General features: G+C 70.8%; 16 protein-coding genes. 4 read left to right on the forward strand and 12 right to left on the reverse strand.

Going from position 1 to position 14,809, the window contains the following annotated elements; translation table 11 throughout:
- Positions 1-4 precede the first annotated feature (4 nt).
- Together SCAB_RS13385 and pyk are read left to right on the forward strand one after the other, a co-directional pair.
- The gene (locus SCAB_RS13385) at positions 5-1,210 is read left to right on the forward strand and encodes an acetate kinase (protein ID WP_037728627.1); all 1,206 of its coding nucleotides are present in this window, start codon (positions 5-7) and stop codon (positions 1,208-1,210) included.
- A 132-nt stretch (positions 1,211-1,342) separates the two neighbouring features.
- Positions 1,343-2,773: a pyruvate kinase gene (pyk, locus tag SCAB_RS13390; RefSeq protein ID WP_013000604.1), complete on the forward strand. Its 1,431-nt coding sequence runs from the start codon at positions 1,343-1,345 to the stop codon at positions 2,771-2,773.
- A 122-nt stretch (positions 2,774-2,895) separates the two neighbouring features.
- On the opposite strand, the gene SCAB_RS13395 is transcribed toward pyk, so the two are convergent.
- The 4 genes from SCAB_RS13395 to SCAB_RS13410 all read right to left on the reverse strand — a co-directional run bounded on the left by SCAB_RS13395 (position 2,896) and on the right by SCAB_RS13410 (position 7,382).
- The gene (locus SCAB_RS13395; RefSeq protein ID WP_041670589.1) at positions 2,896-4,206 is read right to left on the reverse strand and encodes a hypothetical protein; all 1,311 of its coding nucleotides are present in this window, start codon (positions 4,204-4,206) and stop codon (positions 2,896-2,898) included.
- Between the two features lie 94 nt (positions 4,207-4,300).
- On the reverse strand, positions 4,301-4,924 hold the full coding sequence (locus SCAB_RS13400; RefSeq protein WP_041669170.1) for a DUF6114 domain-containing protein: 624 nt from the start codon (positions 4,922-4,924) through the stop codon (positions 4,301-4,303).
- A gap of 160 nt (positions 4,925-5,084) precedes the next feature.
- Complete coding sequence (locus SCAB_RS13405; protein WP_037728625.1) at positions 5,085-5,720, reverse strand: DUF6230 family protein; 636 nt, start codon at positions 5,718-5,720, stop codon at positions 5,085-5,087.
- Positions 5,721-6,404: 684 nt separating this feature from the next.
- The gene (locus SCAB_RS13410) at positions 6,405-7,382 is read right to left on the reverse strand and encodes a tetratricopeptide repeat protein (protein WP_037728624.1); all 978 of its coding nucleotides are present in this window, start codon (positions 7,380-7,382) and stop codon (positions 6,405-6,407) included.
- A 190-nt stretch (positions 7,383-7,572) separates the two neighbouring features.
- On the opposite strand from SCAB_RS13410, the gene SCAB_RS13415 reads away from it, so the two are divergent.
- Positions 7,573-8,226: a TetR/AcrR family transcriptional regulator gene (locus tag SCAB_RS13415; protein ID WP_013000609.1), complete on the forward strand. Its 654-nt coding sequence runs from the start codon at positions 7,573-7,575 to the stop codon at positions 8,224-8,226.
- 22 nt (positions 8,227-8,248) lie between these two features.
- Here the strand turns inward: SCAB_RS13415 and SCAB_RS13420 are convergent, their stop codons facing one another.
- Positions 8,249-9,949, reverse strand: a complete 1,701-nt coding sequence (locus SCAB_RS13420) for an acyl-CoA mutase large subunit family protein (RefSeq protein WP_013000610.1) — start codon at positions 9,947-9,949, stop codon at positions 8,249-8,251.
- 96 nt (positions 9,950-10,045) lie between these two features.
- On the opposite strand from SCAB_RS13420, the gene SCAB_RS13425 reads away from it, so the two are divergent.
- On the forward strand, positions 10,046-10,387 hold the full coding sequence (locus SCAB_RS13425; protein ID WP_013000611.1) for a DUF3817 domain-containing protein: 342 nt from the start codon (positions 10,046-10,048) through the stop codon (positions 10,385-10,387).
- Positions 10,388-10,421: 34 nt separating this feature from the next.
- On the opposite strand, the gene SCAB_RS13430 is transcribed toward SCAB_RS13425, so the two are convergent.
- The 7 genes from SCAB_RS13430 to SCAB_RS13460 all read right to left on the reverse strand — a co-directional run bounded on the left by SCAB_RS13430 (position 10,422) and on the right by SCAB_RS13460 (position 14,619).
- Positions 10,422-10,847: a hypothetical protein gene (locus SCAB_RS13430; RefSeq protein ID WP_231884993.1), complete on the reverse strand. Its 426-nt coding sequence runs from the start codon at positions 10,845-10,847 to the stop codon at positions 10,422-10,424.
- Positions 10,848-11,068: 221 nt separating this feature from the next.
- The gene (locus tag SCAB_RS13435) at positions 11,069-11,578 is read right to left on the reverse strand and encodes a MarR family winged helix-turn-helix transcriptional regulator (protein ID WP_013000613.1); all 510 of its coding nucleotides are present in this window, start codon (positions 11,576-11,578) and stop codon (positions 11,069-11,071) included.
- 153 nt (positions 11,579-11,731) lie between these two features.
- Positions 11,732-12,364 (reverse strand): TetR/AcrR family transcriptional regulator, encoded by a 633-nt coding sequence (locus tag SCAB_RS13440; protein ID WP_013000614.1) that lies wholly within the window; start codon positions 12,362-12,364, stop codon positions 11,732-11,734.
- Positions 12,361-13,077: a DUF4166 domain-containing protein gene (locus SCAB_RS13445; RefSeq protein ID WP_013000615.1), complete on the reverse strand. Its 717-nt coding sequence runs from the start codon at positions 13,075-13,077 to the stop codon at positions 12,361-12,363. Before SCAB_RS13445 ends, SCAB_RS13440 begins: the two co-directional genes overlap by 4 nt.
- Positions 13,074-13,820, reverse strand: a complete 747-nt coding sequence (locus SCAB_RS13450; RefSeq protein ID WP_013000616.1) for a hypothetical protein — start codon at positions 13,818-13,820, stop codon at positions 13,074-13,076. The genes SCAB_RS13445 and SCAB_RS13450 overlap by 4 nt, the downstream gene beginning before the upstream one ends.
- A 143-nt stretch (positions 13,821-13,963) precedes the next feature.
- Positions 13,964-14,263, reverse strand: a complete 300-nt coding sequence (locus SCAB_RS13455; RefSeq protein WP_013000617.1) for an MTH1187 family thiamine-binding protein — start codon at positions 14,261-14,263, stop codon at positions 13,964-13,966.
- Complete coding sequence (locus SCAB_RS13460) at positions 14,260-14,619, reverse strand: DUF3817 domain-containing protein (protein ID WP_013000618.1); 360 nt, start codon at positions 14,617-14,619, stop codon at positions 14,260-14,262. The genes SCAB_RS13455 and SCAB_RS13460 overlap by 4 nt, the downstream gene beginning before the upstream one ends.
- Positions 14,620-14,809: the final 190 nt, after the last annotated feature.

Raw genomic sequence — 14,809 nt, forward strand, 5'->3', positions numbered from 1 at the left:
GACCGTGACCGCCACCCGCGTACTCGTCCTCAACTCCGGCTCCTCGTCGGTGAAGTACCAGCTGCTCGACATGCGCGACCGGGCCCGGCTGGCCGTCGGGCTGGTCGAGCGGATCGGTGAGGAGAACTCCCGGCTGAAGCACAGCCCGCTCACCGGCGGCGGCGTCTCCCGCGAGCGCACCGGCCCGATCGCCGACCACGAGGCCGCCCTGAAGGCCGTCGCCGAGGAGCTGGCGGCCGACGGACTCGGCCTCGACTCCCCCGAGCTGGCCGCCATCGGGCACCGCGTCGTGCACGGCGGGCAGCGCTTCACGCAGCCGACGGTCGTCGACGACGCCGTGCTCGCCGAGATCGAGCGCCTGATCCCGGTGGCGCCGCTGCACAACCCGGCCAACCTCACCGGCATCCGCACCGCCCGCGCACTGCGCCCCGACCTCCCGCAGGTCGCCGTCTTCGACACCGCGTTCCACACGACGATGCCGGAGTCCGCCGCCCGCTACGCGATCGACGTGGAGACCGCCGACGCGCACCGCATCCGGCGCTACGGCTTCCACGGCACCTCGCACGCCTACGTCTCCCGGGCCACGGCCGAACTGCTGGGCAGGGCGCCCGAGGACGTCAACGTGATCGTGCTGCATCTCGGCAACGGGGCCTCGGCCTCGGCGGTCCGGGGCGGGCGGTGCGTGGACACCTCCATGGGGCTCACCCCCTTGGAGGGGCTCGTGATGGGTACGCGGTCCGGAGACCTGGACCCGGCCGTCATCTTTCATTTGATGCGCGTTGGCGAAATGTCCACGGACGAGATCGACACTCTCCTCAACAAGAGGAGCGGTCTGATCGGACTGTGCGGCGACAACGACATGCGGGAAATACGCCGCCGCGTCGACGAGGGCGACGAGCGGGCGAAGCTGGCCTTCGACATCTACATTCACCGGCTGAAGAAGTACATCGGCGCCTACTGCGCGGTGCTCGGCCGGGTGGACGCGGTCGTCTTCACCGCCGGTGTGGGCGAGAACGCCGCGCCCGTGCGGGAGGCCGCCATGGCGGGCCTGGAGGGCCTGGGACTCGCGGTCGACGGCGAGCTGAACGCCGTCCGGAGCGGTGAGCCCCGGCTGATCTCGCCGGCCGGGGCTCGGGTCGCGGTCGCAGTGGTGCCGACGGACGAGGAACTGGAGATCGCGGCACAAACGTATGCCCTGGTCGTCAAATGAGCGAAGAGGACGCGAGTGAGCGGAGAAGCGCCGAGGAATACACGCCGGTAACACGCCTGAGCGCATAGCCGCACATTTGCTATTCCATCAGACGGAATATTCCGCAGCGAAACAAACCGATAGGATCGTCCCATGCGCCGTTCGAAAATCGTCTGTACTCTCGGCCCCGCGGTCGACTCCCACGAGCAACTGGTCGCCCTCATCGAGGCCGGCATGAACGTGGCCCGTTTCAATTTCAGCCACGGCAGTCACGCCGAGCACCAGGGCCGCTACGACCGGGTCCGGGCCGCCGCCGCCGAGACCGGTGCGGCCATCGGTGTCCTCGCCGACCTCCAGGGCCCCAAGATCCGCCTGGAGACCTTCGCCGAGGGCCCGGTGGAGCTGGTGCGCGGTGACGAGTTCACCATCACCGCCGAGGACGTGCCGGGCGACAGGCAGATCTGCGGCACGACGTACAAGGGCCTGCCCGGAGACGTCACCGCGGGCGACCAGATCCTCATCAACGACGGCAACGTCGAGCTGAAGGTCATCGAGGTCGACGGCCCCCGGGTGCGGACCGAGGTCATCGAGGGCGGTGTCATCTCCGACCACAAGGGCATCAACCTGCCCGGCGCGGCCGTCAACGTGCCCGCGCTGTCCGAGAAGGACGTCGAGGACCTGCGGTTCGCGCTGCGGATGGGCTGCGACCTGGTGGCGCTGTCCTTCGTGCGGGACGCCGAGGACGTGCGGGACGTCCACAAGGTGATGGACGAGGTGGGCCGCCGGGTCCCCGTCATCGCCAAGGTGGAGAAGCCGCAGGCGGTGGAGAACATGGAGGACGTCGTGATGGCGTTCGACGGCGTCATGGTCGCCCGTGGCGACCTGGCCGTCGAGTACCCGCTCGAGAAGGTCCCCATGGTGCAGAAGCGGCTCATCGAGCTGTGCCGCCGCAACGCCAAGCCGGTGATCGTGGCGACCCAGATGATGGAGTCGATGATCACCAACTCCCGCCCCACGCGCGCCGAGGCGTCCGACGTCGCCAACGCGATCCTGGACGGCGCGGACGCGGTCATGCTGTCGGCGGAGTCCAGTGTGGGCGCGTACCCGCTGGAGACGGTCCGCACGATGTCGAAGATCGTGACGGCCGCCGAGCAGGAGCTGCTCTCCAAGGGCCTGCAGCCGCTGGTGCCGGGCAAGAAGCCGCGTACGCAGGGCGGTTCGATCGCCCGTGCCGCCTGCGAGATCGCCGACTTCCTCGGCGGCCGGGCCCTGGTGGCCTTCACGCAGTCCGGTGACACCGCCCGCCGGCTCTCGCGCTACCGCGCCTCCCAGCCGATCGTCGCGTTCACCACCGACGAGTCCACCCGCAACCAGCTGGCGCTCAGCTGGGGTGTCGAGTCGCACGTCGTGCCGTTCGTGAACAGCACCGACGAGATGGTCGACCTGGTGGACGGGGAGATGGTCAAGCTCAAGCGCTTCCAGGAGGGCGACATCGCGGTCATCACCGCCGGCTCGCCCCCCGGTGTGCCGGGCACCACGAACATGGTCCGGGTGCACCACCTGGGCGGCGGCGCCCGCGACTGACGCGGCCCGCAGCCGTTCCGAACGCGCCGAGGGCGCCCCCTGGGAACAGGGGGCGCCCTCGGTCTGTGCGGCTCCCGGAAGGGTCCTGTGCGGCGCTCAGCGGGCCGCGGGAGGGGCGGCGTTCACTTGGTGGTGAACTGGTGCAGCCCCGGCACGGTGAGCGTTCCGCCGAACTGGCCCGCCTGGACGACCTTCACCTTGGTGAAGTAGATCAGCGGGATGTTCAGCGGCGGCGGGTGCTTCGGGTCGAAGGTCACCGGGATCAGACCGAGCAGGTTGCCGGAGATGCTCTCGGTGTACATGACCGTCTTGCCGTCGCGGATCGTGGACGTCGTGCCCTTGCCGGCCTGCACGTGGTAGGTCACGCCGGCCTGCTTGTCGTCGACGGTCTGGTGGAGGTCGCCGATGTCGGTGCCGCCGGAGATGACGTACTTCAGCACCTCCTTGACCTTGCCGTCGGCCGTCCGCACCTTGACGATGCCCTGGTAGTCGGCGCCCTTCAGCGTCAGCGAGCTGGCGTTCAGGTACCAGGGCTCGGAGGGCAGCGCGGGGATGCCCTTCTCCACGCCGCTCTCGTCGTCCGTGGCGACGAAGCAGTCGTCGAGGTCGGTGCTCTCGCTGGGGGACGGGCTCGGCGTCGCCTCGGCGTCGGCGTCCTTCGCCTTGTCCTCGGCGTCGTCGGCCTTGTCGTCGGCCTTGTCGGTCTTGCCGTCGGTCTTGTCGCCGCCGCCGGTGACGTCCTTGGCGGAGTCCTCGACCTTGTCGGTGACGTCGACGGAGCCCTTGCCGTCCTTGCCCGAGTCCGAACCGGAGTCCTTGCCGTCGTCCGTGCCGTTCTCCGCCGCCGAGGGCGAGGGGGACGGGCTGGTGGACGCGGACGGGGTGTCGCTCCCGGTCTCCTTGTCGTCCGGCGTGAACAGGTCCTCCAGCGCGCTGCCGATGTCCTCCAGGACGTTGCCGCCGCTGTCCTTCTCCGAGACGGAGTCGGACGGCGTGTCCGCGGCCGCCTTGTCGGAGGTGTCGGCCGGCGCGGAGCCGCCCGTCGTGTCCTTGTCGTCGGAACCTGAATCCGGCGAAGAGGGCTCGTCCGAGGACGTGTCGTCGGAGGCGGAGCCGCCGGAGGAGTCGCCGCCCGCGGGCTTGTCCTCGTCCTTCGGCTCGTCCTTCGGCTCGTCCTTCGCGTCGTCGTCCTTCGCGTCGTCCGAGGAGTCGGCGTCCTTCGTGGCGGAGGCGGACGGCGTGGGGGTCGGGGAGGCGGAGCTGTCCTTGTCCTCCTCGGCGGCCTCCAGGGCCGTCAGGCAGTCCTTGTACTCGTCGGCCGTCAGGCTCTTGGACGCGGGGTCCTCGGCGAGGGCCAGGGTGGGGGTGAAGCCCATGCCCATGAGGACCGCCGTGGGCATGGCCGCCAGGGCTATCGCCTTGCCCGCCGGCATGTTCAGCCGGGTGAGAAGGGGCTTCTTGGGTGCCGCGTGCCGCGGTCCGGTTCTCGCACGGGACTCTCCCACCGAAGTCCCGTGGGTCACCTCGTCAGCCGGCACTGTGCCTCCCGTTCGTCCCGTTGGTGGGGGTGGTACCTGACAGGTCGTCGCGCTCGCCGTTCGCCGCCCCGCTCACGGACCCCGCGGTCGCGGGCTCCGGGGCGTCGCCCTTGTGCAGGGGGACCGCACCTTGCTGTGCCGTGTTCTGGGCCGTCGCGTCCCGGGCAGCCGCCGTCTGGGCCGGGGTCCGGTAGGTGGACGGCACCGACGCCTCGTCGTGACCGGGCCCCCAGGCGATGGCCAGCGCACCGCCGATCAGGGCGAGCAGGAAGCCGAAGCCGAAGCCTCCGAGGTTGGAGACGGGGATGGAGACGAGCGCCAGGAGGATCGCCGCCGTACCGGCGAAGGTGCGGACGTGCCGCTGGAACCAGAGGCTGACCCCGAGCACCACCAGCAGCACGCCGATGATGAGGGAGCCCGAACCGCCCGTCGTCGCCATGGCGAGCGTGAGGTGGCCGAGCTGGATGTTCGCGTACGGGAAGTACATGATCGGGAAGCCGCTGAGCAGTACCAACAGGCCCGCCCAGAAGGGACGGCTGCCCCTCCAGTCGCGGAAGCGCCGCCGGAGGACGCGGAGATAGTCTTCGTTCTGCCCCGTTGACTCGGCGCTCATGGACAACAGCTCCCTGGAACAGTGTTGCTGTGACAAGTTCACGTACGCCGAAGCGCGCGTACGGAATTCACGTGCGGAATGCGCGTGCGCGGCGGAGCGCACGGCGAGAGGGACGGGCGGGCGAAGAAGCGAGAGGCCCCCTCACCCGCCCAGGGAGTGCCTAGTAGCACTCCACCGTGCCCTTGTGGAGCGACATCTTCAGGTTGCTCAGCTTGAAGGTTCCGGCAGTGGTGGCCCACGCCGTCTGCTTCACGTCGGTCAGCGAGGCCGAGTCGGCCTGCTGGGCGAACCCGTAGGGGTTGGCCTGCTCCGAGCCACCCTTCATGCCCGGACCCTTGTTGGCGTCCTTGGCCGCCACACCGATGTCGATGCCGCGGAAGACGGCATCGGCCGAGAGGTCCTCGACGTCGATGTAGAGGTTCTCGGCCTCGACCTTCTTGCCACCCGTACCGGCGGTCAGCTTGAGGCTGACGCTACCGAGGAACGGGACGCCCGGGGTGACGACCGACTGGCACATGTTGGTGATCGACGCGGACTTGAACGCCGAAACGGCGACGGGGTGAACCGTCTTCTCGCCCTTGAGGGTGTAGCCCTCGTCGAGCGCTCCGTACTGCGAGAAGCCCGTACCGTCGAGCTGGTCAGCCGTCACCTTGAACGACTGGCCCGACACACTGAACGACGCTGCGAGAGCACCCTGCGCGAGGGCGACACCTATCGCTGCCGTGGCGGCGACGCTGGGCACCATGACCACAGCGAACCGCTTCCATCTGGTCCCGCCACGCACCTGGGACTCCATATTTCCTCCTTCTCGGACGTACATCTCCTGCCACCGGTTCGCCCCCACAGGCGGCGGCTCAACCGGGCAGGGATGGGAGAAGTGCTACGTCCTCGGGAAGGAGAGCGCCCGCGCTCGGCGGCGCGAAAAGCGCCCGAACTCACCGGCGATCACCCCCGAGCGACAACCACTGGTCGCGCCTGACACGCATCACGCACAACCTGCTGGACAGGCTCCACCCTCGGGCGGAGACCCCCCTGTCCAAGAGCAGGCGCCACTGTCGCCCGCTCTGCTCGGTGGGGACCCAGAAAACCCGTTGACCCGACTGGTTGGCGGGGCACGGGGAAGGACCGAGCGTCGCCGATCGTGGTGCATTCTCGCCGCCCCCGCAAGGGGGGTCGTTACTGGCTAGTAACGGACGGATAACCGAACAACGACCCATCGGCATCGGCCAGCGACCCTGGGTGGCACCGAGTGAGGCGACACAATGGTTGACAGATGGACAGAGCCCGACAGAACGACGGGATTCTCTTACTGCCAGTAACAGCGGCCGCGTTTACCAAGATTTGGCAAAACGCGGCCGCGGTGTCGCTGTGTCGCCAAATCGTTCTCTCCCGCACCACGCGTCCCGGCACTCCGGGACGGCGCGGTCACGGCCCCCGCTCCGCCCGGCCGGCGCAGCCGGGGCGGGGGTTCACCCGTGGCTCAGAACAGTGCTCGCGCCAGCGCGCGCCGCGCCGCGGCCACCCGCGGGTCGTCGCCGCCGACCACCTCGAAGAGTTCCAGCAGCCGCGTCCGTACGGCGTCGCGCTCGTCCCCCGCCGTGACCCGCACGGTGTCGATGAGTCGACCGAACGCGTCCTCCACGTGCCCGCCGACGAGGTCGAGGTCCGCCGCGGCGATCTGCGCCTGCGCGTCACCCGGGTTCTCGGCGGCCGCCTTGCGCACGTCCTGCGGATCGGCCCCCTGCACCCGCTGGAGCAACTCGGCCTGCGCGAGCCCCAGTTTGGCCTCCGTGTTGCCCGGGTCGTCACTCAGTACGTTCTTGTACGCCTGCACCGCGCCGCCGAAGTCGCCCGCGTCCAGGGCGTGTACGGCGGCTTCGAGCAGGTGGTCGTAGGGGCCGGCCGGGATCTGCGGGGCCGCCTCGACGGGGGCGCCGGCCTCGGCGTCGGGGTCCACCACGAGGCCGGTGAGCCCGAAGCGCTGCTCGGCGACCTGCACGAGCTGGTCGAGGGTCTCGCGGATCTGCTGCTCGGGGGCGGCCCCCTGGAAGAGCGGCAGCGCCTGCCCGGCGACCACGGCGAACACGGCCGGGATCCCCTGGATCCCGAACTGCTGCATCAACATCTGGTTGGCGTCGACGTCGATCTTGGCGAGGACGAACTTGCCGGCGTACTCGACGGCCAGGCGCTCCAGCACCGGGCTGAGCTGCTTGCAGGGCTGGCACCACTCGGCCCAGAAGTCGATGACGACGGGTACTTCGGTGGACCGCTGCAGGACCTCGCGCTCGAACCCGGCCTCATCGACATCGATGACCAGGTCGGCCGGGGAGACCGCGCCGCCCCCGCCCTGCCGTGCCGCTTCGGCGCGCGCCTGCTCCGCCTTCGCCTTGGCCTCCTGGGCCGCCTTCACCGCGGCGAGGTCGACGACTCCGCTCATGGACATGTTCCGTGGCTGCATGAGTACATCCTCCCCCTTCCGAGCACGCGGGTGAAAAGCGTCCCGAGAGCCAGACGTCCACCCCGGCTTACGCTACGACTCGTAGCGTAACTGCCCCCGACGGCTCCCTGCACCCCTCACTACCCACTCCGCAGTGATCTGTCTCACGCTGCGGCCCGGTATTTCGACAACGGCCGGATATGGTCGGCTGATGCAGAGCCGCACCCCCGCCTCCCGCGCCACGGGCGGCCGCCCGCGCAGCGCCGCCGCGGACGCCGCGATCCTGGCGGCGACCCGGGAGGCTCTGGTCGACCTGGGCTGGTCGAAGCTGACGCTGGGCGACGTGGCCACCCGGGCCGGCGTCGCGAAGACCACGCTCTACCGCCGCTGGGCGGGGAAGAACGAACTCGTGGTGGACGCGGTCGCGGAACTCTTCGACGAACTCCGCCTCCCCGACCGGGGCAGTCTGGCGGCCGACATCGAGGGCGTCGTGCTCCAGTTCGCGGCGATCCTGGCCCGGCCGGAGGCCAGGAGCGGCCTGATGGCGGTGATCGCCGAGTCGACCCGCGACGAGGCCCTGCGCGAACGCATCCGCGCGTCCATCGTCGACCGTCAGAAGCGCCTGGTCCTGGAGGGCCGGGCCCGCGCCCAGACCCGCGGCGAACTCCCTCCCGAACCCGACCCCGCCGTCGCCTCCCGCACCGTCGACCTGATCTTCGACGTCGTAGCGGGCGCGGTGGTCCACCGCACCCTGATCAGCTCGGGCTCGGTGGACGAGCCATGGGTACGGGACTTCACCGCCCTGCTGCTGCGGGGACTGAGCGGGAACGCGTCGGACACCCGCCCCGGGGCGAGCGCTCCCTAGGACCTGCCGGTACCGCGATGCCCTAGAACCCGGCCGGCTCCGTGTACACCCCCCACTCCTCCCGCAGCACCCCGCAGATCTCCCCCAGCGTCGCCTCCGCCCGTACCGCGTCCAGCAGGGGCCCGATCATGTCCCCGCCCTCCCGGGCGGCGGCCGCCACCGCGCCGAGCCCCGTCCGCACGGCGGCGTCGTCCCGCTCCGCCCTCCGCTCGCCCAGCGCCCGGACCTGGTCCCGCTCCACCTCGTGACCGACCCGCAGGATCTCCAGGTCCCCCGTCACGGAGCCGTGGTGGACATTGACCCCGACGACCCGCTTCTCCCCCTTCTCCAGGGCCTGCTGGTACCGGAAGGCGGACTCCGCGATCTCCCCGGTGAACCACCCGTCCTCGATCCCCCGCAGGATCCCGGACGTCATCGGTCCGACCGGATGCACGCCGTCGGGACGCGCCCGCAGCCCCCGCTCCTCGATCCGACGGAAGATCTTCTCGGCGTCGGCCTCGATGCGGTCCGTCAGCTGCTCGACGTACCACGAACCCCCCAGCGGATCGGCCACGTCGGCGACCCCGGTCTCCTCCATCAGCACCTGCTGCGTCCTGAGCGCGATCTCCGCCGCCCGCTCGCTCGGGAGCGCCAGCGTCTCGTCGAGGGCGTTGGTGTGCAGGGAGTTGGTGCCGCCGAGCACGGCGGACAGAGCCTCCACCGCCGTACGCACCACGTTGTTGTACGGCTGCTGCGCGGTCAGCGAGACTCCGGCGGTCTGGGTGTGGAACCGCAGCCACTGCGCCCGGTCGGTCCGCGCCCCGTACACGTCGCGCAGCCACCGCGCCCAGATCCTCCTGGCCGCGCGGAACTTGGCGATCTCCTCGAAGAAGTCGACGTGGGCGTCGAAGAAGAAGGAGAGCCCCGGCGCGAACACGTCCACGTCCAGCCCGCGGCTGCGCCCCAGTTCGACGTACGCGAACCCGTCCGCGAGCGTGTACGCCAGCTCCTGCGCGGCCGTGGCCCCGGCCTCACGGATGTGGTACCCGGAGACGGACAGCGGTTTGTAGGCGGGCATTCCGGCCGCGCAGTACTCCATGAGGTCGCCGATGAGGCGCAGATGCGGCTCGGGCGGGAAGAGCCACTCCTTCTGCGCGATGTACTCCTTGAAGATGTCGGTCTGGAGCGTGCCGTCGAGGACGGCGGGATCGACGCCCTGCCGCTCGGCGGCGACGAGGTACATGCAGAAGACCGGGACGGCGGGTCCGCTGATGGTCATCGAGGTGGTGACGTCCCCGAGCGGGATCCCCCGGAACAGCGCCTCCATGTCGGCGGCGGAGTCGATCGCCACCCCGCAGTGCCCGACCTCACCGAGCGCCCGCGGGTCGTCCGAGTCCCGCCCCATGAGCGTCGGCATGTCGAACGCGACGGACAGCCCTCCGCCCCCGTTGGCGAGGATCGTCCGGTACCGCTCGTTGGTCCGCTCCGCGTTCCCGAACCCCGCGAACTGCCGGATGGTCCAGGTCCGCCCCCGGTACCCCGTCGGGTACAGCCCCCGTGTGAACGGATACTCCCCCGGCCAACCGATCCGCTCGAACCCCTCGTACACATCCCGGCCGCGGGGCCCGTACACGGGCTCCACCGAGTCCCCGGACAACGTCGTGAAGTCCCCCGCCCGCTTCCGGGCGGAGTCGTAGCGGTCCTGCCAGCGTCGGCGTCCCTCTGCGATGGCGTCGGGGTCCATGACCTCCAATTTACTAGGACGCCCTAGTAACCGACAGCGGGCGCGGGCGGGGACGCGCGCGCGAGGCGCCGGAAAGCACCCGTTACGCTCGACGCCATGAAGAAGAGCGTCTTGACCCGCTACCGGGTGATGGCCTACGTCACCGCCGTCCTGCTGATCCTGCTGACGGCGGGCGTGATCGGGAAGCGTCTGCTGGATCTCGACGGCTTCGACGGCTTCGTCACGGTGGTCGGCTTCGCGCACGGCTGGCTGTACGTGCTGTACCTGGTCTTCGCCTTCGACCTCGGCAGCAAGGCGAAGATGCCACTCGGACGTCTCGCCTGGGTGCTCCTGGCGGGCACCGTGCCCACGGCCGCCTTCTTCGTCGAACGCCAGGTGAGCCGCGAGGTCGAGCCGCTGATCGTCAAGGAAGCGGCCCCGAACCCCGCCGCGGCCTGAACCGGACGGGCCCGCGGGCCGCGGCCTGCGCCGCTCACCTCGTGATGTAGTGGCACTGCACGGCACGCAGTTTGCCGTTGACGTGGAACTTCGCGCACGCCTTGCCGAACTTCGGCAGCCTCTGCGGCACCGCACGCCGCAGGGGATTGCCCCTGCACTCGGCGTGCGTCGCGCCGCGCGAGGTGCGGTACGTCCGGTTGTCCGTGTCGGCATAGGCGAAATCGATGCGCCAGTTGCAGAAGCGGGAGAAGGTTGCCGCCAGCCCCGCACAGTCGACACCCGCCGACTGGCCGGTGATCCGTCTGCCGGACCCGTCAATGGTGTGGGTGAGGAAACAGCCGACGGGAACCCGCACGCCGACTCCCCGCACGTCGTAGTCGAAGGTCCCGACCGCCGTGCTCCCCGTGGCGCTTGCTCGCGCCGGTCCCGCCGCTCCCAGGGCCATTGCCGCGGCGAACACGACCGCGCTCCCGGCAACGACCACACTACGAACGCAGGTACGTACACCTGGCATGAACGGCAAGGACCCGGCCCCCTGTCGGCAGTTCCGGACTTCGGCCGTCCGGATGTCGGTCGAGCGACAGGATGGCAGCGATCACCGCGGGGCCCGCCCTCCACACGGCACATCGGCGGGGAAACCACCGGCACGCGGTACGCGGCTGCGTCCGTTGACGCCCGCCCTCAGCTCTCCTCGAAGTCCCCCGCCGCCACTCGCAGCGGCCGGAGCATCGCGAAGATCTCCGCGCATTCCTCGGCGTCGTAGGTGCCCAGGCCGAAGTCCATGGACATGAGGTCGCGGGTGGCGGCGTCGCAGACCTCGCGGCCCTTGTCGGTGATGGAGGCGAGGGTGCCGCGGCCGTCGTTGGGGTTGGGGCGCTTGTCGACGAGTCCGGACCTCACCAGGCGGTCGACGGTGTTGGTCACCGACGTCGGGTGCACCATCAGTCGCTCGCCGATCTTGGACATCGGCAGCTCGCCCTTCTGGGAGAAGGTGAGCAGCACGAGCGCCTCGTAGCGCGCGAACGTCAGCCCGTACGGCTTGACCACGGCGTCGACCTCCGCCAGCAGGATCTGCTGGGCGCGCATGATCGAGGTGATCGCGGCCATGGACGGGACGCTTCCCCAGCGCTGCTTCCAGTGCTCGTCGGCGCGCGAGATGGGGTCGAAGGAGAGGCTGAGCGGCTTCGGCACGCCATCGACCTTACCGGCCGGTCACATGCTGGTCAGCCCCGTCTCGCTTTTCGGTACGACCGGGCCCCGCACCCCGTCGCCGACCCGCACCACCGTCGCCGATCCGCCCCGCCCCCGCCGCCACCGCCGTCCACCCCGTCCGGCCGGACCGCGTCACCGCGCCGCGGTCCTGCGGAGGTGGTGGCGGACCGCCCGCTGGGCCACGGGCCCGAGGCCGTCCAGCGCGGCCGCGAGCGCCGCGAGCTGCTCCAGCGCGCCGAGCGCCGCCTCCGCCCCCTCGGGATCGACCCCCTCGTACAGCTCCAGCCCCACGAACGAGGCCGCCACGGCACGCGCCAGCCCGCCCGCGTCCGCGAACTCGCCGAGCGGCGAGCCCGCCAGGACCCGCCGCAGCACCCCCTCCACCTCCGTGATCCACAGTTCCAGCCCCGCCGCCGTGGCCGGCGCCAGCCGCGGCTGGGTCTGCGCGCCCGCGAGGAGCTGTCCCAGGACCGCCACATGCCCGCGCGCCCGCTCCTCCGCGTGCATCTCCCGCCCGAAGGCCAGCAGTTCGGACAGCGAGCCGATCTCCGCCAGGCGCTCGCGGTGGCGGGCGACCCGCTGCTCCGCCCCGTACCGGCAGGCGGCCGCGAGGAGTTCGTCCACGGACCCGAAGTGGTAGAAGACGAGCGCCTGGTTCACCCCGGCGGTCGCGGCGATCGTGCGGGCGGACGTCTTGGCGATCCCCTGCTCGACGAGGGTCCGCAGCGCACCCTCCAGCAGCTTCACCCGGGTCGCCTCGCTCACGCCCGCACCTCCTCACGGACCGGCCGCAGCCCCGCCCGGACCCCGCACGCCCGCACGTCCTCGTACGTCGCCGCGAACGAGCCCTCGTAGCCGAGGAGCGGCCCGAAGTGCCGGTTCACCACCCGCACCCGGATCCGGAATCGCCCTGTCCGTTCGTCGAACCGTTCCCGCACCTCCGCCTCGCCGCCGACGAGTTCCGGGACGCGCACGTCGACCGGCCCCTCCCGGAACCGGTGCGCGCCGGAGCGGATCAGCAGCGACCCGTCGGGCTCGGCGCCGAAGTACAGGTCGGTGGCCAGGTGCTGGTGGGTGCCGAGATAGTCGAGGACACGGTCGCCCTCGGGGCTCAGCACCATCTGGGCGTCGAACCGGCGGGACCGGCCGGGCAGGTCGAAGGTACGCACGAAGGTCACCGTCTCACGGCCGAAGCGGTCGGCGTACGGCACGTTCTCGATGGTGAAGGGGACGTCCCGCCCCTCGCGCGGGACGAGGATGTTGCGGGTGGCGCCGAGGGCGAGGAACGGCTTGACCAGCCGCCGTCCGTGCCAGATCCGGTCCATCACCCCCCGGCCGGTGCATGCCTCACCGCTCGCCAGCCCGACCGAGAACCGCCGGCGCAGCTCGGGGTGGAGCCGGTCGAAGTCCGCGCCCATGACCGTCCGGAAGATCGAGGGCGGGGGCATCGCCGCGCGCATGGAGTGCATGGCGGTCATCCCTTCAGGGTCGCGAGCAGACGCGGCGCACGCGCGCGTGGGGGCGGGGTCCGCAGACAGCGGCGGGCGGACGGGGTGCCGGGCAGGGGCGGCACGACCAGGGCGGCCAGCATCGCCGACACCGCCAGCACCGGCGTCGCGAACAGCGCCAGCGGGGCGAGGGGCCCGGCCGGGTCCACCAGCGCGCCGTACGCCAGCCCTGCGCAGGCGGCCACGACCGTCAGCATCCGGAGGGCCGCCTCGGCGAGCCAGCGGCGCAGGGCCCGCTCGGGGGTGATGCCCCGCTCCAGCCAGAGGCGCAGCCGGTCGAAGGACCAGGCGGTGGCCCAGCCCATGAGCGGACGGAACAGCAGCCGGTCGGCGAGGGCACCGGCACGGCCCCAGCGGGGGCGGTAGTCGTAACCCGTGAGGAAGCGGATCCCGTCGCCCTCGGGCACGTAACGCCAGTACCCGCTGCCCTCGGCGATCAGGGAGAGGGGGTGCGGGGAGGAGAACCGCAGCGCCGAGGTCCTGGTGCCGTCCGGCCGCTCCCGCTCACCGGCCGAGACCCCGGTCCCGGCGACCGTCAGACCGGGCAGGACACGGGTGGCGTACCGGAAGCGCCGGGGCTCGCCCTCCGCGCGCGGGAGGTACCGGATCTCGGTGAAGCGCAGGTCCCAGCGCTGGTGGAGGGCCGGGTCCTGGCTGTGTGCCCACAGTGCGTCCAGATCGGCCCGGACATATGTCTCTATGTAGAGCCCCATTCGCGTTCCCCCAGGTCGGCGACATTTTTGAGCGACTGCTCAATTCGATGGACAGGACCGTACTACGTTTTGAGCGATCGCTCAAACGGCAGGCACGTGAAAACCCCGGTCCGCGGGGACCGGGGTTCGACGGCGGCGAACGGCTACCGCTCGGCGGACAGGTGGCGCTCCACCGTCTCCACCTTGGACGTGAGGCCGTCGGTCACACCGGGGCGGATGTCGGCCTTGAGCACGAGCGAGACGCGGGGCGCGCGCTCCTCGACGGCGGCGACGGCCCGCCGGACGACGTCCATCACCTGATCCCACTCGCCCTCGATCGAGGTGAACATGGCGTCGGTGCGGTTCGGCAGTCCGGATTCACGGACGATCCGGACGGCGTCGGCGACGTACTCGCCCACGTCCTCGCCGACACCCAGCGGGGTCACGGAGAAGGCGACGATCACGCTTTCACCGCTCCCTCGTCCTCGCCCTGCGCGCGGGCCGTGAACACCGCGCCGACCGCGCTCTCGGCCTCCTTGCGGAGCCTGCGGTCGGCGAAGAAGCCGCCGGTGGGCAGGACGGAGAGGGCGAAGTAGAGCGCGGCGGTGCTCAGCGGCCACTTGGTGCGGTTCCAGGCGTCGGCCCAGAAGAGCAGGTACAGCAGGAAGAGGACGGCGTGGACCCAGCCCATCACCGGCACCGCGTTGAACTCGGTGGTGCGCTTGAGCACCGAGCACACGAGCAGCAGCAGGAAGGAGACCGCCTCGGGGGCGGAGACGAGGCGCAGGCGGCGCAGGGCGGAGGCGGTCTTTATGTCCACGGGTCACCTTCGGTGAGGTCGGCGGGGCGAGTCGTCGCGGGGCCCGGCTGCCCTTGTGAAAGGAAGCACAAGCGACGTCCATTCTGGCATCCGTCAACCTCGCGGTGCCCCCAGGGGTCCCCTCGGGGTCGAGATCCTCCTCAAGGGCCTGTCCTGTCCGGGCATCCGCCGGTTACCGTCCTCCCGTGGC

The organism is Streptomyces scabiei 87.22, from assembly GCF_000091305.1.
In the GTDB taxonomy this organism is placed as follows: domain Bacteria; phylum Actinomycetota; class Actinomycetes; order Streptomycetales; family Streptomycetaceae; genus Streptomyces; species Streptomyces scabiei.

Bases quoted from the DNA above. Each gene is read 5' to 3' on its own strand.
- pyk (WP_013000604.1), top strand. From the start codon at position 1,343: ATGCGCCGTTCGAAAATCGTCTGTACTCTCGGCCCCGCGGTCGACTCC.
- SCAB_RS13395 (WP_041670589.1), bottom strand. From the start codon at position 4,206: ATGCCGGCGGGCAAGGCGATAGCCCTGGCGGCCATGCCCACGGCGGTC.
- SCAB_RS13400 (WP_041669170.1), bottom strand. From the start codon at position 4,924: ATGAGCGCCGAGTCAACGGGGCAGAACGAAGACTATCTCCGCGTCCTC.
- SCAB_RS13405 (WP_037728625.1), bottom strand. From the start codon at position 5,720: ATGGAGTCCCAGGTGCGTGGCGGGACCAGATGGAAGCGGTTCGCTGTG.
- SCAB_RS13410 (WP_037728624.1), bottom strand. From the start codon at position 7,382: ATGCAGCCACGGAACATGTCCATGAGCGGAGTCGTCGACCTCGCCGCG.
- SCAB_RS13415 (WP_013000609.1), top strand. From the start codon at position 7,573: ATGCAGAGCCGCACCCCCGCCTCCCGCGCCACGGGCGGCCGCCCGCGC.
- SCAB_RS13420 (WP_013000610.1), bottom strand. From the start codon at position 9,949: ATGGACCCCGACGCCATCGCAGAGGGACGCCGACGCTGGCAGGACCGC.
- SCAB_RS13425 (WP_013000611.1), top strand. From the start codon at position 10,046: ATGAAGAAGAGCGTCTTGACCCGCTACCGGGTGATGGCCTACGTCACC.
- SCAB_RS13445 (WP_013000615.1), bottom strand. From the start codon at position 13,077: ATGACCGCCATGCACTCCATGCGCGCGGCGATGCCCCCGCCCTCGATC.
- SCAB_RS13450 (WP_013000616.1), bottom strand. From the start codon at position 13,820: ATGGGGCTCTACATAGAGACATATGTCCGGGCCGATCTGGACGCACTG.